Here is an 18,103-nt window from a genome sequence, read left to right as displayed (position 1 = left end):
TTAGAAATAGATGGTTTTTAGGAAAAAAAGAATAAAACCCACGCTAACAATGTATTGTGATTGACATGAGTACACAAACAGTTAACAAAGAGGAATGGACTAAGAAACTGATGGAAGCCTTGAAAGAGGTGTATGATCCAGAAATTCCTGTGGATATAGTGAACTTGGGTCTGATTTATGACCTTAAGATCTCAGATGAGGGAGATGTTTACCTTAAGCTGGGCCTTACCGCACCCGGTTGCCCAGTTGTGGACGACTTGGTTTACACAGTTCAGGAAGTGGTTAAGGAGACAGTACCTGCAAGAAACGTGGACGTGGACATAGATATGGAAACCCAGTGGAGTCCTTTGAAGATGAGCGTTGAGGGAAGGGAGAAGTTCAAGAAGCTATATGGTTACGATATTGTGGAGATGTGGATCCAGACCTATGGACTTCCCTCAGAGGAGCAGAACACATCTCAGAATCAGGGATCCTAACACGTGTTTTCGTTTCTTGAAGATGAATTCCTTGAATGAGGAGTTGATATCCTTCCTCTTCGCCATAGAAGATAAAACCTCCCATCTTTTTATTCAGTTGTGTCTTGGAGTTTACTTGAGCTAATACGGAACAATCCAGATGCACTAATTGATAGTCTAAGGAAGAGGAACGTAAATCCTCAACTGGCGGAGAAGGCTGTGGAGCTAGACAAGAAATGGAGGGCAATACTTCAGGAAGTGGAGAGACTCAGACATGAGCATAATGTGGTCAGTTCCCAGATTCCGAGGCTCTCTCCCGATGAGAGGAAAAAGAAGATAGAGGAGGCAAGAGGGCTACTCGCAACAATTGAGGCAAAGGAGAAGGAACTAAAGAGCATAGAGGAGGAAAGGGACAACATCCTGAGAACCTTACCCAATGTGGTTCATGAGAGCGTTCCCGTGGGACCGGACGATTCATATAATTTGCCCATCAAGGTATGGGGTAAGTTCAGAGTTTATGAGAAGGATGTGAACGAGTTTCTATCTCAGGTTAAGGGTCTTAACCCCGAGTATGAGGTAATCAAATTCAAGCCCGTTGGTCATGCTGACGAACTGGAGAGTGTACTGAAACTGGGGAATACGGTGAAGGCCGGGGAGGTGGCGGGATCTAGGTTCTATTACCTTTTCGAGGATGTCGCGTGGCTGGAACAGGCCCTCATAGCCTATGCACTGGACGTGATAACTTCCAAGGGTTACTCGCTGGTAATTCCACCTTACATGTTGAGGGGAGAGGTGATACAGTCCGTGATCGATCTTGACACATTCAAGGATGCAATATACAAGATTGAGGGAGAAGACCTTTACCTCATAGCTACGGCAGAGCATCCCATAGCCGCACTCTACTTTAAGGAGGAGATAGAGGCTGAAAAACTCCCTCTGAAGTACGTAGGTCTAAGTCCAGCTTTCCGAAAGGAGGCAGGTGCAGCTAACAAGGATCTTAAGGGAATATTCAGGGTTCATCAGTTCAATAAAGTTGAACAATTCGTCTTCTCCTTACCAGAGGAGAGCTGGAAATTCCATGAGGAACTTCTAGGCAATGCCGAACAGATATTTCAGGGCCTAGAGTTACCATATAGGGTAGTGAATATTGCCTCAGGAGACCTTGGAGCCTGCGCCGCAAAGAAATATGACTTGGAGGTCTGGATGCCCGCACAGGCCAAGTTCAGGGAAATGGTTAGCTGTAGCAATTGCACGGACTGGCAGGCGTTCAGGATGAAGATAAGGTTCGTGGACAGGAAGAAGAACAGAAAGGGATTTGTACACACCCTCAACAGTACCGCAGTAGCCACGACCAGAGCCATTACTGCAATTCTTGAGAACAATCAGATGGAGGACGGTTCAGTGCTGATACCCAGAGTATTGAGACCCTATCTTGAAAGGTTCCAGAAAGCTCCTAAGGATTACATAACACCAAGAAAAAAGGGTTAAGCCTTCATCTGGCTTTCTAACCATGCCTCAACCTGTTTCATTCTTCTTTTTGCCACTCTCAGGAACAGCTTCAGTATCATTCTGACGGGGAAGTAAACTGGCCCCTTCATGTAGAAGCTGTTCAGGATGTTCTCAGCCCAGTAAACGTCGTGCCAGAACACTCTCTTGTACAGCTCGATGTGGGAGGGACTCAACTGGATTCTTGTGAACCAGTCCTTGTTCTTGAAGTAGCCCATGGGAACGAAGAACATGGGCACCAGTATGCTCCTGAATGGTTTCAGATTATCCACTAACTCAATGGTTCTAATGACGTCATCCTCCTTCTCCTCAGGTAACCCAACTATCATGGTACCCGCAGGGATTATGTTATGCTCGTGCATTATTTTGAAGGCTTCAGCAACAGTCTCAGGGTAGCTCTCGGGCTTGTATGGAGCAGATTTAGCTGGCATTATCTCCTTCGCCAGCCTGGGAGATCCAGTCTCTATACCTACCTCTACACCCAGATAGTTTTGCGACCCGTTTTCGTATATGATCTCAGATAACTTGGAGATGAGACCATACTTCTCCTCGGAGAACCTTATGGCAGCCAGACTTGCGTGACTCCAGGCTATTGTTTTATAGTATTTCTTTACCATCTTGTGGAGCTTGATCAGTGGCTCTGGCCTTGGAAGTATACCCACCGCACCGTAAAACAGGACGTCATCACTGTGAATCACACCATGTCTAACCCCAGCCCTGACGTTTACCTGCAACTCTCTCTCTATTTTTTCCAGAGGATAGTATCTGGTGGGTCTCAGAGTAACTGAGCAGAATCTGCAAGATCTAGCACATCCTCTCATTATCTCAATGAGACCGTTAACGCTGGCACCCTTGATGTCTGGGATGTCCTCTATACCGGGTACGTCCTCTCCGCTTACATACATGTATCTAGGAAGGTCCTCATTATCTAGGATCATTTGAGCCAGCTTACCAATGACCCTCTCTGCCTCACCATCAACCAACGTATCGATGCCAACTTTCTCTATCATGTCCTCTCTCCAAAGCCATTGCCAGACAGATGGACCTCCTGCTATCATCTTTACGCCTCTCCTCTTAGCCTCCTGAACCTCGGGCTTGTTAATCAGCTCCTGGAAGCTCTTGTAATTCACTGGTTCCTGCTTAGTTATACCCCACCATGTGGAAGACGGTGGTCCAAACGCGAAGTAGTCGTGATGGGAGAACATGAGGGCCTTGGCGTTCTTGAGGTGAGGCGCTAGGTGGTCGGGATCTATTATTGCAGCTCTGAATCCCTCCTCTATGAGCTTTGCCTCAACTTTTCTCATTCCGTAGGGGGCTTCCCATGGCCTGCCGATCTCGTCTGTCTTCATCTTTGGACAGGCCAGCCACTTCCACGCAGATTCAGGAACTCCCACAGCAGGTCCTGTTCCCAGGAAGCCTAGGAATTCCTTACCGTGGTGATTGGTCATCAAACAGCGGTCTGTTGTTAGGATGAAGTCAAAGTTCTCCATCGCTTCACCCCTCCTATTTCAGTGTTTGGAGGAGCTTCTTCAGGTCTGCATCCGCATTGTTCCTGTCCACAACCTTGTAGTCGCCCTTGTTAAGGGCCCACTCATCCCCATTCGCCAGTTTAGCATTTCCGATGAGGCTCACGGAAAAAAACCTTTCGCCCTTCTCGTTCTTAACCTCCTCAATGAAAAGTTCCGTACTACCTCTCCTCAGCAAATATTTGTTCGTAGTTTCCGAAATTCTCATAAGTCAATGAATAATGAGATTGCTAATATAATGTTTACGGTGTTAAAGTTACCATTCAACGAGTGGTATGAAGTTATATTATCTGCAGACTTATCTGGTTTCCCTCTCCGTTCAGAACAGTAATGTAAAGCCGTGATTTCAGAAAATCTTGAATGCTAGGATCCTATTCTTCCTCGTGTTCCTCTGAACCCTCAAGTTCATCTCTCAGTAGATCCAAACCAATCTCCTTATAGTACTCCTCCCTTTCCTGCTCCCATTCGTCGTCCTCTCTTCTTCTCCCTTCCTTCTCGCTCACAATGGACGTGGTCAACACTTTCCCGGACTTGGACTTATCCTCCTTTATTTGATACGCCTTCTTGGTCTTTTTGTCCAGCGGTTCCTCATATCCACACTTTTTACATCTCAGTATTTCCTTGTCCCCCTTCTTGGCAGGTAGCATTATGCCACCATCTTTAGGACAGAACTTCAATCAAAACACCATATAATAGGTAAGCCCTGGGATTCCTATTTAAGGATTTTGGGCATACGTGATTTTGAGAGAATTTTGGTCACAAAAATGAAAATAAATGTTAAAAATGAGATCTGAGCTGGCTCAAATCCTTACCCTTGGGTCCTCCTTAACTGCATTAAGGACAATACTGGTGTAAGTCCTCTCCACCTTGCTGTTCTTCAGGAGCTGTTTTAGGAAAACGTCAAGATCCTCAACGCTTCTAAACTTAGCAATAAGGACTACATCATATTCACCAACAACATCGTAAACCGCGACGATATTGTCAGTATTTGCAATCTCCTTTTCAAACTCCACAAGGTATTTTCCACTCACCTTCACCATGATGATTGCAGAAAGTGAGTAACCGAGTTTGGTATAGTCCACGAGGGCCGTGAATCCCTTGATCACACCCTCCTGGACAAGTCTGGTCAACCTATTATGAAGTGTAGCGGGGGATACACTCATCTCCTCGGAGAGTCTCCTCAGGCTGACTCTAGAGTCCCTCAACAGTTCAATAAGTAACCTCCTGTCAACTGTATCTAACTCAACTTTCTTTCTTCCATTGTTTGACATGAAACCCTACGATCAATCTGATTTCTAATTAAAAAATTTTTATTCTCCGAAGGAATTGTCATGCAACCTTTGCCTGTGATATACCCTGGATAATTAACTGCACTCCAAAGGCAGCTATTATTATGGCAGTAAACCTACCAGCGGCAACTGTTCCTGTTCTCCCAAGGATCTTAATGAGGAGAGGGCCCATCATGAGGACTAAGTAGGTGAGGAGTGCAGCTATTAGACTCCCTATGGCCAGTTCAAGTATACTGTTCTGAACGGAGAGGGAAACCAGGGCGGTCATGGTACCAGGACCCACTATTAGAGGCGTTGCAATGGGGGTGACCACGGCCTCCTCAAGTCGCTTGGAGAGGAACTTAAGTTGTTGAAACCCGCCTAGAGTATCTATTCCCAGGTAAACGAGCAAGATTCCGCCTCCTATCTCCAGGGAATAGGGCTGTATTCCCAAGAATTCTAATATGAATCTCCCTATTACGGAGAAGAGAAGCAGAAGAACTACAACCGCAACCTCAACCTTGTTAACGAGGTAGGACCACTTCATGTTCTCTCCTCCCTGAGTTGCTTCCTCAAAGATGGATAGAATGTAGGGTATGATTGAGAACGGGTCCATAACCGCAAAAACTTTTATCGCAATTACTAGGACGCTATCTATTATCATTGTCTAGTACAGAAAGGATCTCACTTAAAGCATTACGCTTTTCTTCCTCGTTATTGGTGGAAAGGGCTACCACGACGTGAGACAATATCCTGTAAAGTGTGGAAATCTCCTTCCTGAGTTTTGCGTTCTCCTCCTCCAGCTCCTTGGTCTTGGAGTCTAGGCTCTGATAGTTCATGTAAAGTTCTCCAAGAACGGACTCTAGGTCTGACTCCTCGTGGTGATGATGCTCATGTTCGTGTTGATGAGAGCTTTCAACTTCCCTCTGTATTTCCTCTATATCCTCGTCAGTTTTGGGTAACTTATCAATTCTGAGTTTCATCCTCATCTCCTCCCTCCATATCCACGTTTCCACTCACATCTCCTTCCTTAATTATATAATTTCCTACTCCCAGCCTTAGGTAGTGCTTCATCACGGTTGAGATTTTTCCTGCAGCCCTAATGGGAATGCACTCCGTCTCTACCTCCTCGCTTGTGTCCAGTGTAGCCACGACCTTGGCCATGGTTTTGCTCTCGTTGCAGAACTCCACGTTCACAGTCTTTACCCTCCCCAGGAATACTAGGTTCTCCATATCCCTTCCTTTCATGTTTATCCTTGTCATTTTTTCACTGCTGATCCTATTACTTTACTTGGATTTATTCCCATCTCCTGAACCAACCTGTGAAATTCCTGTCTAAGGGACGCGAAGGCCTCTAATCCCCGATCAATGATCAGGGTTCCCAAACCCACCACCTTCGCTCCCACTTCCATGAGTTCCAGCGCGTCCTCAGCCGAGAAAACTCCTCCTATCCCTATGATCTCGGGTTGGTACTCCTTGTACACATCGTGTATGATCCTGACTGCAAGGGGGTGAATGCACCTGCCTGATATGCCCCCTGTTCCGTAGCTGAGGATCGGCTTCCCACTGAACACGTCCACCTTCATTCCCTTAAGTGTATTAATGAGAGTTAGACCATCCGCTCCTCCCTCAAGAGCCCTCCCAGCTAGCTCCAGAACGTTATCCCAGGGGCCCAACTTAACGAATACCGGTCTGGTGGTCACGCTCTTAACATCCTTCACGATCTCCCTGACGTACTGGGCCATATCAGCCCCATAGCTCCTCCTGTTAGGACTGCTCACGTTGATCTCAATGAGTTCAGCCAGCTCGTTAGCCAAGGATGACGTCTTCACGATCTCCTCCCTGGATGAGCCCCCGACGCTAACGAACAGTTTACATCCCACCGGTTTCAGTTCCCGTATTCCCGGATTTCCAAGGCCTATGGCGTTCATGTAGCATCCGTCGCCCACCCTGATCAGGGTTGGAGGCTTGTGGGGTTCCAGAGGGTTGAGGGTGAAGGTCTTCGTGGTTATGGCAGATGGTCTATACTGTTTGCACACTCGAGTCATGTACTCGGGAACGTCAGGAATTATCCCTGAGGCGATAATGAAGGGATCCTCCAGTTCAACTCCTGCCAGTATCATCGAATACATTTGATCCCCTCACAGGATAAGAATGTCCGTCCAGGTAGGCAACTTTTCCCTCCACTACTGTGCCATGCACCGTTGCGTCCAAGGCAAATCCGTCCAGCGGGGTATGTATAGCCTTACTGTACATGGTGGAATACCTCCACCTCTCCTTTCTCAGGATCGTGAAATTGGCCAGGTAACCCTCCCTTATTTCGCCTGCCTTAATACCCAGGATTCTGCTTGGGCCCATAGCTGTGAGCTCCACGGCCCTTGAAATGGGGAGGACATCCCTGAACACTAGGGTGTAAATGAAGGGGAGCGTAAAGGACATGGCGGGTATTCCCGGGGGACAGAGCTCGTGGGGTAGACCCTTTTCCCAGCTCGAGTGGGGAGCGTGATCGCTAGCCACTGCGTCCGCCTCAAACAGGGCTGAGAACAGCCTCCTTCTTTCCGTTACGTCCCTAATGGGAGGGTTCACCTTTGAAAGGCAGTCCCTCTCTCCATCCACAAGCAGATGGTGCATTGTAAGATCTGTGGTGTAGCCCAGCGTCCTCGCTATTCTCAAGGTATCAAGATTGCTCACATGGGTTATATGGAATTTTCCCCTGATCAGGAAGAGGGAGGCAAGTTCCTGCCACAGTCGCCTGTTTCCCCTCCCCGGGCGAAGGGACATGGGAATCTCAGGGTGAAGAACCTTTAGTTTGGGTGAAGAGAACACCCTCTGAACTTCCTCCTTTTCCAGGTCCTCCGGGAACACCTTATACCCAGCTATTGGCAGATTATCCACGTTCTCCTTAGTGACGCCCGAGTAAATACCGTAATCACACCTGGAGTGATTGGCCAGTTCGGCAAGCCTGAGCTTTATTGTCTCCTCGCTGTTGATAACTGGCAGGGTGTTGGGCATGTCCACCACAACTCCGATACCGCCGTACACCGCTTCGGAGGTTGCAGAGGTCACAGTTTCCTTATAGGAAAGCTGAAGTCCCCTCAAGTGAACGTGCATGTCAACCCCAGCCGGAACTATGATTGAGTCCTCAGGTAGCTTCAGATCGGGTTTGCATTCCTTCCTCACCTCTCTTATCCTTCTATCAAATCCCACACATCCCTCCACTATCTCCCCAAGGAACAGCTTTCCCTTAATCCACAACTCTCTCAACCTCAAGGAACGGTCCCTCTACACAGGCTAGGTTTCCCTTTATCTGACATACACCGCAAACGCCGTTCATACAATTCATCTTAACCCATCTAACGTAAACCAGCGTTCCTGGGGGGAGATCCCTAATCCTCTCCTTCGGGACAGAGGCTATGACCAGATCCCAATGCTCCCTCCTTCCCGAGGGAAAGTTGGCATCGCATTCGTCAATGCACTCAAGTCCAACGTCAAAACCCATCCTCCTTGCCTCCCTGAGAGGGTAGAGAACGTCGTGGTAAAGTTCCCCTGTGGTGATTGCCCTAGTGTTTCCCAGTTTCAGAGGTCTACCAAAAGGTCCATCAACTAACACAGTCTTGCTCTCAATTAACCATTGAGCCAGACCCTTGGAATCCACGTATACCTCTACCTCTCCATCCCTGTAGTCTGATACCCCCAGGGGAATCTCCTTCTCCCCCGGTGCTATCACGGTCAGGAACTGTCCTGGTTTAGGTGGCCTTCCATGATACTCCAGCAAGAACCTAGTGGACTTTCCCTCCCGGTGATACTCTAGGACTCTGGAGATCATCCCAGAATCTGCCTCACTACCTCATCTTCCGTGAGCCTGGTTTCGCAGTACTCGCATGCCAGCTGGAGAGGTTTCCTCTTTATGGTTCTGAACCTAGTTACCGCCTCCACATCATTGTTGGTAATACATGAGGGGTTGGTACATCTCAGCAGTCCCACTACCTCCTGGGGTATCTCCTGCTTCCTCTTCCCCACCACCTCATAGTCCTTGATGATGTTGATCGTGGCGTCCGGAGCAATTAAGGTGATCAATTCCGCCTCCTTCTCCTCTATCTCCCGATCCTCTATCTTCAGGATATCCTTCTTCCCCATCTTGGAGCTTTCAGCGTTCATCACTAGCGCTATCCTGTACCCCTCTATCCCCTTTATTCCCAGGACCTTGAGGACAGCTAATGCCCTTCCTGCAGGTATGTGATCAATGACTGTCCCGTTCCTTATCTTGCTTACTATGAGACCGCTTTTCAACTCAATCACCGGCCATTACCTCGTGGAGTAACGCTGATCTCAGGGGAACGGCGTAGGATGCCTCAAGGAAGTACTTTGCCTGTGGCATGGAATCAATCCTTCTATCTATCTCTGAAACCCTTGGAAGGGGATGCAAAATGGCGGAATCCCTTTTCATTTTCTCCACAGTCCTGTACTCGAGACGGTAACTTTCCTTTACCTTTTCATATTCATCCTCGTCCAAGAACCGCTCCCTCTGTATTCTCGTGACGTAAAGCACGTCCAGTTCCCCTATGATGTCCCTAACGTCGGTCAATTCCTTGACGGGGTAGTTTAACTCCTCCAAGATCTCTGCCCTGGCCCTTAGCTGTGGAGGGGATATCAGGTACACCATCCTGGGCCTAAACATGGTAAGTATCCTTAACATGCTGTTTACCGTCCTAGCATATCTTAGATCTCCAAGGAAGCCAAAGGTTAGACCCTCCATGGTCCCAAACAGTTTCCTCACGGTGTACATATCTATCAAGGCCTGGGTGGGATGTTCCCTTTTCCCATCCCCGGCATTTATCACCGGTTTCTTGGCGATTTCTGCGGCGAACTTGGCTGAGCCATCCAGTTTGTGACGCATCACTATGCAGTCAGCGTAGTTCTCCAACATCCTTATGGTATCTGCAAGGTTCTCTCCCTTGGACACTGACGTGGCCTCGTCCGAGGAGAATCCAAGAACCTTTGCCCCGGCGGAGAGGGCCGCGCTGGTGAAGCTCAATGCAGTTCTGGTGCTGGGCTCAAAGAACGCCGTCGCCACTATCTTTCCCTCCAGCCTTGGCTTGAATTTGCCAGAGAGAACTTCGTCCGTAAGTTCGAAAAGTTCCAGAACCTCACTCTTGGAAAAATCAAGGATCGAAATTACATCTCTCACGTAATGCCCTTCAAACTATTGATTCGAACTATATTTAAACTCTTTTCCTAGTATCTAGACTGGGTTACAATGGATATAGGAGAAGTCTTAGTGAGAAGAAAATTGCTCCTCATTGGTAACTTCGTGCTAACGTCAGGGAAGACCAGTCCCTACTACATCGACCTCAGGAGGTTCCCAAGCTACCCAGAATTTCGACAGGTAGTGGAGGAGGCTATCAAGAAGGTGGAGAAGGTCGGGTTTGATTTCATAATGGGTGTGGCGACGGGAGGTGTACCCCTAGCTTCTTTTCTGGCATGTAAGATGAACGTACCCATGGGTTACGTAAGGGTTGAGAAGAAGGGGCACGGGACGGATAAGCTGGTGGAAGGAGAGGTTTCCAGTAGAAAGGTTCTGGTGGTTGATGACGTGGCCACCACGGGGGGATCCCTGGAGAGGGCGTCGGTGGAGATAACCAAGAGTGGCGGTAAGGTGGTGGGAGCACTGGTGATTGTGGACAGGGAGGAAGGAGCATCTGAAAAGTTGAGGGATCTTGGAATAGAGTTCATCTCCGTGTTTAAGATAAGTGACATCCTGCGGTCTGTCTCCAGTACCTTGAGTGAGAGTGAAAGAAAACTCATCGAGGAATATCTAGGTGGAATTAAGTGAACAGGGTTATCCTTTCCCTAGATTCTCCCGTTCCCGAGGAAACCTTAAGGAAACTTAACGGTAAAGTGGCGGGGATTAAGGTGGGATGGCCCCTCCTTCTTTCCCTGGGCAAAGGGAGAGTTAAGGAACTCATGGACCTTGTTGAAGGGATGAAAATACTCGATCTGAAACTTGCTGACATAGACAACACGATGCTGTTGATTGCGGATGAACTGAAGGACGTGGCCAACTCCTTCATAGCCCACGCCTTTGTGGGTGTGGAGGGGGGTCTTGCACCACTTAGTCAGAAGGTGGATCTATTCCTTGTGCTGTCCATGTCCCATCCTGGATGGAATGACGCCTTCTACCCCTACCTGAGGGAAGTGGCCAGAAAGGTGAATCCAAGGGGTTTTGTGGCACCAGCTACCAGACCATTTATGATCTCAAGGGTAAAGAGCGACTTTCCAGATAAAGTGGTGATATCCCCTGGTGTGGGTGCTCAGGGGGCTAAGCCTGGAGTGGCCCTATGTCATGGTGCCGATTACGAGATAGTGGGCAGGAGCATCTATCAGTCTCCCGACCCCATCAAGAGGGTGGAGGAGATAGTGAGAACACAGGAGGAGGTCCTGAGTTCCTGTGAAGGAGCAAAAGATAGGGGTTCATGATACCTCCGTCAGGCTGGCCAAACTTTCCTCGCTGGTGAACAGGGCAGAGGAGATTTTCGAGGAAAACGATGTAGTGTGCACCACTGACCTGGAGGATCTCTTCTCTGAGGTTCCAGTGGAGGGAGTTAAGAGCGGGAAGGGGCCGTATCCCTACAGCATACTCTATCGCGAGATCTATATGGCACACCTGAATTTCCTTAAACAGGTATTCATGGATTACTCCAAGAAGACCATGGGTAACGGCGTGGAGTTCATTTCGTTCACGCTGGATACGGGGGAATACGTTATTTTCGAGGGAGAGGAGAACAGGGTGAGTCTACCCATGCCCCATGGTGTCACGTCAGCCCACACCCATCCAGGAATATGCCTCTTCTCGAATCCAGATCTGGAGACCGCAGATAATCTGCTCATAAAGGGCTACTTCAGCATAGGGGTCATGAATCCCGAATGTGCCCTCATCCTATATAGAAATGGACCCTACACCCTAGAGGACAGAGATTCATTACTTGACCTAGCTAGCAAGGTCAAGAAGGCTAAAACGCTCGAGGAACTAACCAAGGCTTACAACTCGTTCAGGGCACCGAATCTCGCAATGTCCTTGAACAGGCTCTAGGACTCTACCGCCTTAGTCTTGGCGAGCAGGTTTATGGTTGTCTCAGCCAAATCAAGGGAGTACCTGCTGACCCTTCTGAAGGAATCCGTGACAAGTAGGAGGGAAGGTTTAGTGCTCTCACTTGACCTAAAGATGGCCTCCGTCACCTTTTTATGCTCCATGGCAAGCTCGTAATCCTGGTCTATGATCTTGTTGGCTATCTCCCTCTTTCCGTTCAGGAATGCCCTAGTAGATTCCTTGTAAACCTCAAGAACCTTACTCCCAAAGTCCAAGATTGGTTGAGGTGTTTGAGGTCCAATTTCTAGGGCCAGACTTGAGATTCTGCTGGCGTGATCTGCAATCCTCTCAATGGACTTAACTGCAGAGTAAATATCCACTATCTGGGTTGCGTTATACCCCTCTTCCTCCAGTATCTCAAATGAGCTGATACTGAGTGTCAATTGTCTGGCTACGTAAAAGTAGAATCTGTCCACCTCATCATCCCTCTCCTGGACCTCCTTGGCCATCTCCCCGTCGTTGTTCCTCAGGGCGTCCAATGTGTCCTTCAACATGTTTTGAGTGATCACGGCAGCCCTGTTTATGGCCCTCGATATGGGTAGATCCTTTTCGTTAACCAAGAACTGAACCGTGAGGTTAGAGTTGTCCTCCTCTATAACCTCTGCGCCAAGAAGTCTCTTCCTTACACTATCCTTGACTAGAGTCCTCTCTTCAGCCTTCATCTTGGGACATATCAGCGAAACTATCGTGAAACCTGCCATGTAGTAGGCAATGAACTCCCTAACCGCGAAGGTAGGCCTCAGATTTTCGCAGGTTATGGTTGCCCTGTTCTGCTTGGTATCCTGTGGAATTCCCTTAGGGACAAGGAGAAGCCTGAAATTGTTATCCTGAATTACCTCGATTTCATCTCCAGGATTCAGGGATAGTTGTCTCACCCACGACTTGGGTAAGGATATGATGTAAGTGGAACCGCCAGTCAACTGAATCCTTCTTGATGATCTACTCTGCATACTGTATATAGAACTATATATATTTAAGCTTGAGTACCTACCCTAGTCTTGTTTCTACTATTAACTATATTTTCGCTCTCCTTGAGGATGGCCTTGGCCTCTTCCCTAGCCTTGATTCTCATGGGTTCAGGTACCTCTACCGAGGCATAGAAGCCGGAATAGAGCTCGTCCACGAGAATGCTCAGCTCCGTACTCAGGAGGGGAGTTAGCCGCTTAAACTCCTTCAGTGCCTCCATGAGGTTTACCATGTCCTGGGATATATAATCTATATAGGTCAGGGTCTCAAGTTTAAGTTCGACCATCTCGAGAAGGATGTCAAGCCTTTCCATGTAATTGAGTATGTTTTCCAATTGTTCCGACTCCTTAGCGTACTGTTCAGCAAGAGTGGCGAACCTTGTCGCGTTATTAGCTGAGAGTCTCTTGAACTGCTCTGCCCTAGAGCTGAGCCTGCTTTGCCATAGCCTTATTTTACCCCTGGCAATCTTAACGTCAATGAGAAGTCTCTGAAACTCTTTTTTCATGAGATTAGTATCGTGGCATAACGCTTAAGAGAGTTTAGGGTTATTTTTTTGTGGTTTTGGGCATCTTTACATCAGAAATGAGCTCATTGAAAACGTCAATGTACATCATGAATGACTTGCTTGGTTTATATAGTGCGCCATAGCCTGTGCCTTCCCTTGTTATTATCATGTTCTCCATTAGGACGTCCAAGTGATGCTGGACAGTCTTGTAATCCAGGGAGAGGACGTTACTCAACTGGTTTGCGTTCAAGGGAGACTTCAGGAGAGCCTCCACAATTCTTATCCTAGTGTTGCCTCCCCTTGATGTCAAAAATAGAAAAATGAAAAGCTTCCTTACCTGTCGCCTCTCCCTATCGTCACCCATTTACATATCCACACCGATCCCATCTTAATATATCTCTCCGTGAGTCAGCCTCTGAATTGCCTCACCAATCACTTCGCTCACCGTGGGATGGGAGAAGGTCACGGAATACAGTTGAGTTATGGTTATGCCCAACTCCATGGCCAAGGCCATGGTATTGATAACCTCTGTCGCCCCCTCACCAATCATGTGAGCACCTTCAATCTTGTTCCCTGCCACCACCAGTTTCAGGAATCCTTCGGTCTCATTGAGGGTCCAGGCCCTGGGTATGTCCTTCATCTCAACCATCACCTCCCTGGCGTCTATTCCAGCCTTCTTCAGGTCATCAAGGGTCTTTCCCACTGTCCCTATTTCCATATCCGCAAATATGGAGGAGGGAATATACTTGGGCATCTTGCTGTCCTTCCCTCCTATGTTATCGCCTGCCACTATTCCCTGCCTCCAGGCCTTGGTCGCGGACAGTGGCACTCCCGCCACATCTCCTGCAGCGAAGACCTTGGGGTTTGTGGTTCTTCCCCTTTCGTCAACTTTCACGTATCCTCTCTGATCCGTTTCCACCCCAATCTCCTTGAGGTTAAGGTTTTCAGTGCTAGCTTTCCTGCCTATGGTGACAACGGCCAGGTCTCCCTCCACTTCCTCGGAAGCGTTTGGAAGGTTAACGGAGAACTTCACAGTCCCATCGGAGTTTATAATCTTGGACTTGGCGTTGAGGTATATCCTGATCCCCTTCTCCTCCAACCTCTTCTTGGTGGTTGACGCCAGATCCCTGTCAAATCCCGGCAATAGCTGGGGCATTAGCTCCAGAATGGTCACTTCCTTGTTCAGGGCCCTGAACAGGGTCGCAAGCTCCACTCCAGCAACTCCTCCCCCAACTATCACAATCCTGTTCTTGAGCTCCCTCAGGTTCATGGCAGTCCATGGATCCAGAACGTTCTTCCCGTTGAGGGGAAAGTCCGGCAGGGATAGGGGTACTGATCCCGTGGACAAAACTAGGTGATCACCCGTTATGGTCTTTCCTTCCACCTCCACCTCTCCCTGAGCCTTTATCTTGGCATTTCCCTTAATCACCCTCACGTTTTTGGCGTTAAGGTTGTGTTCCATCCTGTCCTTAATTGCCGTTATTATCCTAGCCTTATTCTCGTTTAACTTAGCGTAGTCCAAGGTTGCAGAGGAAACTATCCATGGGGAGGAGGATACCCTGTTCACTGTCTTCACTGCGTCAATAAGGGTCTTGGAAGGTATGCACGCCCTATTTATGCATTCGCCTCCCACCTGGTCCCTCTCAACCAGGGCTACTGTCTTTCCAAGTTCTGAGGCCCTGAGAGCAGCAGAAACGCCTGCCACTCCGCCGCCTATTACTATTACATCAAAGTCCATGGTCACTACTCTTACGAGAGAGTATAAAGGTTTTTAACCTACGAAGGGCATGTGCAGCGTCCTCATCTCTCACCGCGTGAAGACAGTGGAGGGCAACGTACTCAAGGTCAGTGTAGACCCCATACTTCTCGTGTATATCGTTCAGGGAGAGGTCCAGATCTAAGTAATCCCTTGCGAACTCTGGATTGCAGTCGTACGCTATCTTAAGGAAAGCTAGATAAACCACTCTTCTCCTTCCTCCCCTCTCCAGCAATACCTGAGTTTCCAGGGGAATTTCATTTAACTCCGCCAGGCTACCCGGATCTATGAAGTCAACCTTAACCCTGAACTCCTCCCCTCGTCTGTAGAGGTCCACTACTTCCCTAGCTTTCATGGGTCACTAAAGGAGAGTGGGAATAAGTTCTTTACCCCTTTACCCTTCCGACGACTAGTTATTTAGTTAAGCAAGTAAAGCTTAATCTATGCTCAACAGGGATTCAGAGTGGTCGAGGTTTAAGGAAGAAGCCAACGCCCGACTGCTAAGGGATAAGGAGATAGGGTACCTGGATCCAGATATCTGGGACCTCCTGGAGGCATTCATGAAGAGGGATAAGGCATTCACCTACAGCAGTTGCAGTGGAAGGATAACCGTGATTGACTCCTTTTATCCGTGGAGCAGAAAGGACTCCTCAGTAATATACAAGAACCATCTTGGACTACCCGGCGACGAACTGCCCAGAATTGTGGAAAGAAAACACGTGAGGAGGTTGTGGCTTATTGTCCAAGGTCCTATCCTTCACGTTTACACAAGGGACTACGAGGAGGCGTGGACCATTCTCAAGACTGCAAGGGAGGTGGGTTTCAAGCACAGCGGAGTCCTGGTTGAGAATCGCAAGGGAATTCTGCTGGAACTGAGAACCGGGATAAGAATGGTTCACCTCCTGAAGGATAGGGTATCCCCACGCCTTGAGGAATTGGAGGAGGTGACCAAAGTGGCCAACGAGATACTTGCCAAGGGGAAGGAGAAGAAGAATCAGCTAAGGGACGCAATCCTATCTATAGGAAATGATCCTGTGAAGCTGGGGAAGGACCCTGAAGGGGAGTCCCAGCTCCATAACGGCGTCTGATAGCTCCCTGAGCGCCTGTGTGTAGTCCTGCCTGTTGCCGTCGGGTTGAACTATCACCTTCTCGGGATCTATTCTTTGTTCCTCAACGAAGTCCTTCACCTCCCTGAGGTCCCTGTAGGGCTCAACGATTACAAACTTGTAGTATGTGGCCCAGTCATCTGAGAAGTCGTACCTCAGCTTATGACCTGAGTTGGACAGTTTTGGGGAAACGGAAAACACGTCCACAATCTTCCTGAGTTCCTGTTTAGGCTTCACGGTTCCATTGGTCTCCACGGCCACGTTGTAGCCCATGTTCTTTAGAGTTGAGGCCAGCGGGATCAGATCCTGAAGGAGTGGTTCCCCACCAGTGATTGTGGTCCACCTGACCGACCTGCTCAGCTTACTGATTATTTCCTCCAGCTCCATGGGTTTCCCGTCCTCCCTCACCCACGAGAACTTGGTGTCGCACCAAACACAACGGAGGTTACATCCAGCTAGCCTGACGAAGTTTGACGGTCTCCCTATTACAAGCCCCTCTCCCTGAATTGACGTGAATATTTCAACAATCCAGTACCGCACTTGGATCCTGTGAAATTGACTTAAGCCAATTAAAAATTTCCCTCTTAAGCTCGGGAATTCCAGTTCCCTTTTCCGAGCTTATTTCTAGGACTTTGTCTCCCACTCTGGAGAGTATTTCCCTCCTCATGGCTTCGTCAACTGCATCTATCTTGTTCATGGCTAGGATAACCGGTTTGCCAAGGGCCTTGACCTCCCTCATGATATTCAGCTGTTGTTCTGCCCCGTAAATGGAGGAGGTCGAAACGTCAAAGAGGAAAATAACCAGACCGTTGAGATTCCTCAACGCATTGACAGCCTTCCTTTCAATCACATTCCTTTCAATGTCAGGCCTATCCAGAATACCAGGGGTGTCTATTACCTGAACCCTCATACCACAGTCCATGTGGCCAACGTGAATCTCCTTGGTGGTGAAGGGATAGTTGGCAATCTCAGGTTTGGCCGAGGATATTCTAGACACCAGAGTGGATTTCCCAACGTTTGGCGGTCCGGCCACCATCACTGTGGGAAGTTCCGGGTCTATTGCCTTCCCCTTGGAGATCACTGCGACCACTTCAGAAATCCACTCAACGCAATCGCTCATTTTCCTCAAGATGGAACTGGCCCTGCCGAACCCAGCCCTCATGAGGGAGTTGGCCCTCTCCTCCGGTTCCCTCCTGATCATGACCATGTATCTCTCGAGCATGTTCTGGGCCATGCTGGCGTGCCTTGATATGGCAGATAGGCACATTCTCACCCTGTCCAGAGATCCTGAGGCGATCTCCAGCGACGTTCTGTAAAAGGGGTGAAGGTCATTGATCCTGGGAAAGGCCTTCACAAACTCAACGTAAACCTCTATCCTGTCCCTGTAGTCCTTTAGCCTCCTGATCTCCCTCTCCTTAACCGTCTTTCCACCAATGGAGCTGAGCCTCTTCGCCTGGGATTCCACGAAGCTGTCCACGCTGGGTGGGGGTCTAAGCCTCTCAAAGGGGTTCAACATATTCTGGTACCCGGGGGTACGTCCCCATCAGGCGCGAGAAGGACAGGTTTCACTCCCCTTTGTTCATCCTCCTTACAGCCTGCAGCTAGTATCATTCCTTGACTTTCATATCCCCTTATCACCCTGGGTTTCAGGTTAACCAGGACTATCACCTTCTTGTTAACCAGCTGTTCTGGAGTGTAGTATTCGGCAATGCCCGATATTATCTGCCTAGTTTCTCCTCCAAGGTCTATCTTGAGCTTCAGGAGCCTAGTTCCCTCTATCCTTTCCGCTTCAACGACGAGTCCGACCTTCATCTCAACCTTCTGAAAATCGTCTATTGTAATTTCCATGCCTGAACCAGTAATCCCAT

The 18,103-nt window shown here is 48.6% G+C and carries 26 protein-coding genes; 6 read left to right on the top strand and 20 right to left on the bottom strand.

The features are described 5' to 3' along the window. The first annotated feature begins 65 nt into the window (after positions 1–65). Together L3N51_RS04765 and serS are read left to right on the top strand one after the other, a co-directional pair. Positions 66–476 carry a metal-sulfur cluster assembly factor gene (locus tag L3N51_RS04765; RefSeq protein WP_238025795.1) on the top strand — a complete coding sequence of 137 codons (411 nt, stop codon included), beginning with the start codon at positions 66–68 and terminating at the stop codon, positions 474–476. A 99-nt stretch (positions 477–575) separates the two neighbouring features. Further along, on the top strand, positions 576–1,943 hold the full coding sequence (gene serS / locus L3N51_RS04760; RefSeq protein WP_238025794.1) for a serine--tRNA ligase: 1,368 nt from the start codon (positions 576–578) through the stop codon (positions 1,941–1,943). Here the strand turns inward: serS and L3N51_RS04755 are convergent. The 12 genes from L3N51_RS04755 to pyrB form a co-directional block, all read right to left on the bottom strand. After that, positions 1,940–3,451, bottom strand: a complete 1,512-nt coding sequence (locus L3N51_RS04755) for a B12-binding domain-containing radical SAM protein (RefSeq protein WP_238025793.1) — start codon at positions 3,449–3,451, stop codon at positions 1,940–1,942. The two genes, serS and L3N51_RS04755, sit on opposite strands and share 4 nt — an antisense overlap. A 13-nt stretch (positions 3,452–3,464) precedes the next feature. Then, complete coding sequence (locus L3N51_RS04750; RefSeq protein ID WP_238025792.1) at positions 3,465–3,695, bottom strand: hypothetical protein; 231 nt, start codon at positions 3,693–3,695, stop codon at positions 3,465–3,467. 163 nt (positions 3,696–3,858) lie between these two features. Next, a complete protein-coding gene (locus L3N51_RS04745; protein WP_238025791.1) occupies positions 3,859–4,134 on the bottom strand; it encodes a DNA-directed RNA polymerase subunit M in 276 nt (91 codons plus the stop codon). A gap of 153 nt (positions 4,135–4,287) precedes the next feature. Next, positions 4,288–4,758 (bottom strand): Lrp/AsnC family transcriptional regulator, encoded by a 471-nt coding sequence (locus L3N51_RS04740; RefSeq protein ID WP_238025790.1) that lies wholly within the window; start codon positions 4,756–4,758, stop codon positions 4,288–4,290. Between the two features lie 58 nt (positions 4,759–4,816). Beyond that, positions 4,817–5,419 (bottom strand): MarC family protein, encoded by a 603-nt coding sequence (locus L3N51_RS04735; protein WP_238025789.1) that lies wholly within the window; start codon positions 5,417–5,419, stop codon positions 4,817–4,819. Beyond that, a complete protein-coding gene (locus tag L3N51_RS04730) occupies positions 5,406–5,738 on the bottom strand; it encodes a hypothetical protein (protein WP_238025788.1) in 333 nt (110 codons plus the stop codon). The genes L3N51_RS04735 and L3N51_RS04730 overlap by 14 nt, the downstream gene beginning before the upstream one ends. Next, the gene (locus L3N51_RS04725) at positions 5,722–6,018 is read right to left on the bottom strand and encodes a hypothetical protein (protein ID WP_238025787.1); all 297 of its coding nucleotides are present in this window, start codon (positions 6,016–6,018) and stop codon (positions 5,722–5,724) included. The genes L3N51_RS04730 and L3N51_RS04725 overlap by 17 nt, the downstream gene beginning before the upstream one ends. Further along, positions 6,015–6,878, bottom strand: coding sequence for a dihydroorotate dehydrogenase PyrD (gene pyrD, locus L3N51_RS04720; RefSeq protein WP_238025880.1), 864 nt, complete (start codon positions 6,876–6,878; stop codon positions 6,015–6,017). The genes L3N51_RS04725 and pyrD overlap by 4 nt, the downstream gene beginning before the upstream one ends. After that, positions 6,859–8,010, bottom strand: a complete 1,152-nt coding sequence (gene pyrC, locus L3N51_RS04715) for a dihydroorotase (protein ID WP_238025786.1) — start codon at positions 8,008–8,010, stop codon at positions 6,859–6,861. Before pyrC ends, pyrD begins: the two co-directional genes overlap by 20 nt. Next, entirely contained in the window at positions 8,000–8,581 is a 582-nt protein-coding gene (locus tag L3N51_RS04710) for a 2-polyprenylphenol hydroxylase (RefSeq protein ID WP_238025785.1), read from the bottom strand. Before L3N51_RS04710 ends, pyrC begins: the two co-directional genes overlap by 11 nt. Continuing rightward, on the bottom strand, positions 8,578–9,054 hold the full coding sequence (gene pyrI / locus L3N51_RS04705) for an aspartate carbamoyltransferase regulatory subunit (RefSeq protein ID WP_238025784.1): 477 nt from the start codon (positions 9,052–9,054) through the stop codon (positions 8,578–8,580). Before pyrI ends, L3N51_RS04710 begins: the two co-directional genes overlap by 4 nt. Then, on the bottom strand, positions 9,047–9,943 hold the full coding sequence (pyrB, locus tag L3N51_RS04700) for an aspartate carbamoyltransferase (protein WP_238025783.1): 897 nt from the start codon (positions 9,941–9,943) through the stop codon (positions 9,047–9,049). Before pyrB ends, pyrI begins: the two co-directional genes overlap by 8 nt. A gap of 69 nt (positions 9,944–10,012) precedes the next feature. On the opposite strand from pyrB, the gene pyrE reads away from it, so the two are divergent. Genes pyrE through L3N51_RS04685 form a run of 3 tightly spaced genes read left to right on the top strand, consistent with a single transcriptional unit; the run spans position 10,013 to position 11,845 of the window. Next, positions 10,013–10,588: an orotate phosphoribosyltransferase gene (gene pyrE, locus L3N51_RS04695; protein WP_238025781.1), complete on the top strand. Its 576-nt coding sequence runs from the start codon at positions 10,013–10,015 to the stop codon at positions 10,586–10,588. Continuing rightward, entirely contained in the window at positions 10,585–11,232 is a 648-nt protein-coding gene (locus L3N51_RS04690; RefSeq protein WP_238025780.1) for an orotidine 5'-phosphate decarboxylase / HUMPS family protein, read from the top strand. Before pyrE ends, L3N51_RS04690 begins: the two co-directional genes overlap by 4 nt. Next, positions 11,204–11,845 carry a hypothetical protein gene (locus L3N51_RS04685; protein ID WP_238025778.1) on the top strand — a complete coding sequence of 214 codons (642 nt, stop codon included), beginning with the start codon at positions 11,204–11,206 and terminating at the stop codon, positions 11,843–11,845. Before L3N51_RS04690 ends, L3N51_RS04685 begins: the two co-directional genes overlap by 29 nt. On the opposite strand, the gene L3N51_RS04680 is transcribed toward L3N51_RS04685, so the two are convergent. Genes L3N51_RS04680 through L3N51_RS04660 form a run of 5 tightly spaced genes read right to left on the bottom strand, consistent with a single transcriptional unit; the run spans position 11,842 to position 15,484 of the window. Next, entirely contained in the window at positions 11,842–12,852 is a 1,011-nt protein-coding gene (locus L3N51_RS04680) for a phosphate uptake regulator PhoU (protein WP_238025777.1), read from the bottom strand. The genes L3N51_RS04685 and L3N51_RS04680 overlap by 4 nt on opposite strands. 23 nt (positions 12,853–12,875) lie before the next feature. After that, the gene (gene cdvB3, locus L3N51_RS04675; protein ID WP_238025776.1) at positions 12,876–13,373 is read right to left on the bottom strand and encodes a cell division protein CdvB3; all 498 of its coding nucleotides are present in this window, start codon (positions 13,371–13,373) and stop codon (positions 12,876–12,878) included. 40 nt (positions 13,374–13,413) lie between these two features. Further along, a complete protein-coding gene (locus L3N51_RS04670) occupies positions 13,414–13,737 on the bottom strand; it encodes a winged helix-turn-helix domain-containing protein (protein WP_238025775.1) in 324 nt (107 codons plus the stop codon). A 24-nt stretch (positions 13,738–13,761) separates the two neighbouring features. Beyond that, complete coding sequence (locus L3N51_RS04665; RefSeq protein WP_238025774.1) at positions 13,762–15,111, bottom strand: dihydrolipoyl dehydrogenase family protein; 1,350 nt, start codon at positions 15,109–15,111, stop codon at positions 13,762–13,764. Further along, positions 15,101–15,484, bottom strand: a complete 384-nt coding sequence (locus L3N51_RS04660; RefSeq protein WP_238025773.1) for a hypothetical protein — start codon at positions 15,482–15,484, stop codon at positions 15,101–15,103. The genes L3N51_RS04665 and L3N51_RS04660 overlap by 11 nt, the downstream gene beginning before the upstream one ends. Positions 15,485–15,572: 88 nt before the next feature. Here L3N51_RS04660 and L3N51_RS04655 point away from each other — a divergent pair, with 88 nt between their 5' ends. Continuing rightward, positions 15,573–16,217, top strand: a complete 645-nt coding sequence (locus L3N51_RS04655) for a tRNA(Phe) 7-((3-amino-3-carboxypropyl)-4-demethylwyosine(37)-N(4))-methyltransferase (RefSeq protein ID WP_238025772.1) — start codon at positions 15,573–15,575, stop codon at positions 16,215–16,217. On the opposite strand, the gene L3N51_RS04650 is transcribed toward L3N51_RS04655, so the two are convergent. Genes L3N51_RS04650 through metG form a run of 3 tightly spaced genes read right to left on the bottom strand, consistent with a single transcriptional unit; the run spans position 16,143 to position 18,083 of the window. Beyond that, entirely contained in the window at positions 16,143–16,775 is a 633-nt protein-coding gene (locus tag L3N51_RS04650) for a 7-carboxy-7-deazaguanine synthase QueE (protein ID WP_238025771.1), read from the bottom strand. The genes L3N51_RS04655 and L3N51_RS04650 overlap by 75 nt on opposite strands. Continuing rightward, positions 16,756–17,751 carry an NOG1 family protein gene (locus L3N51_RS04645; protein ID WP_238025770.1) on the bottom strand — a complete coding sequence of 332 codons (996 nt, stop codon included), beginning with the start codon at positions 17,749–17,751 and terminating at the stop codon, positions 16,756–16,758. The genes L3N51_RS04650 and L3N51_RS04645 overlap by 20 nt, the downstream gene beginning before the upstream one ends. Then, on the bottom strand, positions 17,745–18,083 hold the full coding sequence (gene metG / locus L3N51_RS04640) for a methionine--tRNA ligase subunit beta (protein ID WP_238025769.1): 339 nt from the start codon (positions 18,081–18,083) through the stop codon (positions 17,745–17,747). The genes L3N51_RS04645 and metG overlap by 7 nt, the downstream gene beginning before the upstream one ends. Between the last annotated feature and the right edge of the window lie 20 nt (positions 18,084–18,103).

The organism is Metallosphaera javensis (ex Hofmann et al. 2022) (genome assembly GCF_022064045.1).
GTDB lineage: Archaea > Thermoproteota > Thermoprotei_A > Sulfolobales > Sulfolobaceae > Metallosphaera > Metallosphaera javensis.
Note: the sequence above shows the minus strand (reverse complement) of the source record. Positions and strands in the feature narration are given on the sequence as shown.

What these genes read in the sequence shown, in the direction of transcription:
- L3N51_RS04735 (WP_238025789.1), bottom strand. Translation starts at nt 5,419, where the DNA reads ATGATAATAGATAGCGTCCTAGTAATTGCGATAAAAGTTTTTGCGGTT.
- L3N51_RS04765 (WP_238025795.1), top strand. Translation starts at nt 66, where the DNA reads ATGAGTACACAAACAGTTAACAAAGAGGAATGGACTAAGAAACTGATG.
- L3N51_RS04755 (WP_238025793.1), bottom strand. Translation starts at nt 3,451, where the DNA reads ATGGAGAACTTTGACTTCATCCTAACAACAGACCGCTGTTTGATGACC.
- L3N51_RS04745 (WP_238025791.1), bottom strand. Translation starts at nt 4,134, where the DNA reads ATGCTACCTGCCAAGAAGGGGGACAAGGAAATACTGAGATGTAAAAAG.
- metG (WP_238025769.1), bottom strand. Translation starts at nt 18,083, where the DNA reads ATGGAAATTACAATAGACGATTTTCAGAAGGTTGAGATGAAGGTCGGA.
- L3N51_RS04660 (WP_238025773.1), bottom strand. Translation starts at nt 15,484, where the DNA reads ATGAAAGCTAGGGAAGTAGTGGACCTCTACAGACGAGGGGAGGAGTTC.
- L3N51_RS04670 (WP_238025775.1), bottom strand. Translation starts at nt 13,737, where the DNA reads ATGGGTGACGATAGGGAGAGGCGACAGGTAAGGAAGCTTTTCATTTTT.
- L3N51_RS04655 (WP_238025772.1), top strand. Translation starts at nt 15,573, where the DNA reads ATGCTCAACAGGGATTCAGAGTGGTCGAGGTTTAAGGAAGAAGCCAAC.
- L3N51_RS04750 (WP_238025792.1), bottom strand. Translation starts at nt 3,695, where the DNA reads ATGAGAATTTCGGAAACTACGAACAAATATTTGCTGAGGAGAGGTAGT.
- pyrD (WP_238025880.1), bottom strand. Translation starts at nt 6,878, where the DNA reads ATGATACTGGCAGGAGTTGAACTGGAGGATCCCTTCATTATCGCCTCA.
- L3N51_RS04710 (WP_238025785.1), bottom strand. Translation starts at nt 8,581, where the DNA reads ATGATCTCCAGAGTCCTAGAGTATCACCGGGAGGGAAAGTCCACTAGG.
- pyrE (WP_238025781.1), top strand. Translation starts at nt 10,013, where the DNA reads ATGGATATAGGAGAAGTCTTAGTGAGAAGAAAATTGCTCCTCATTGGT.
- L3N51_RS04740 (WP_238025790.1), bottom strand. Translation starts at nt 4,758, where the DNA reads ATGTCAAACAATGGAAGAAAGAAAGTTGAGTTAGATACAGTTGACAGG.
- L3N51_RS04645 (WP_238025770.1), bottom strand. Translation starts at nt 17,751, where the DNA reads ATGTTGAACCCCTTTGAGAGGCTTAGACCCCCACCCAGCGTGGACAGC.
- L3N51_RS04725 (WP_238025787.1), bottom strand. Translation starts at nt 6,018, where the DNA reads ATGACAAGGATAAACATGAAAGGAAGGGATATGGAGAACCTAGTATTC.
- L3N51_RS04665 (WP_238025774.1), bottom strand. Translation starts at nt 15,111, where the DNA reads ATGGACTTTGATGTAATAGTAATAGGCGGCGGAGTGGCAGGCGTTTCT.
- cdvB3 (WP_238025776.1), bottom strand. Translation starts at nt 13,373, where the DNA reads ATGAAAAAAGAGTTTCAGAGACTTCTCATTGACGTTAAGATTGCCAGG.
- L3N51_RS04730 (WP_238025788.1), bottom strand. Translation starts at nt 5,738, where the DNA reads ATGAAACTCAGAATTGATAAGTTACCCAAAACTGACGAGGATATAGAG.
- L3N51_RS04680 (WP_238025777.1), bottom strand. Translation starts at nt 12,852, where the DNA reads ATGCAGAGTAGATCATCAAGAAGGATTCAGTTGACTGGCGGTTCCACT.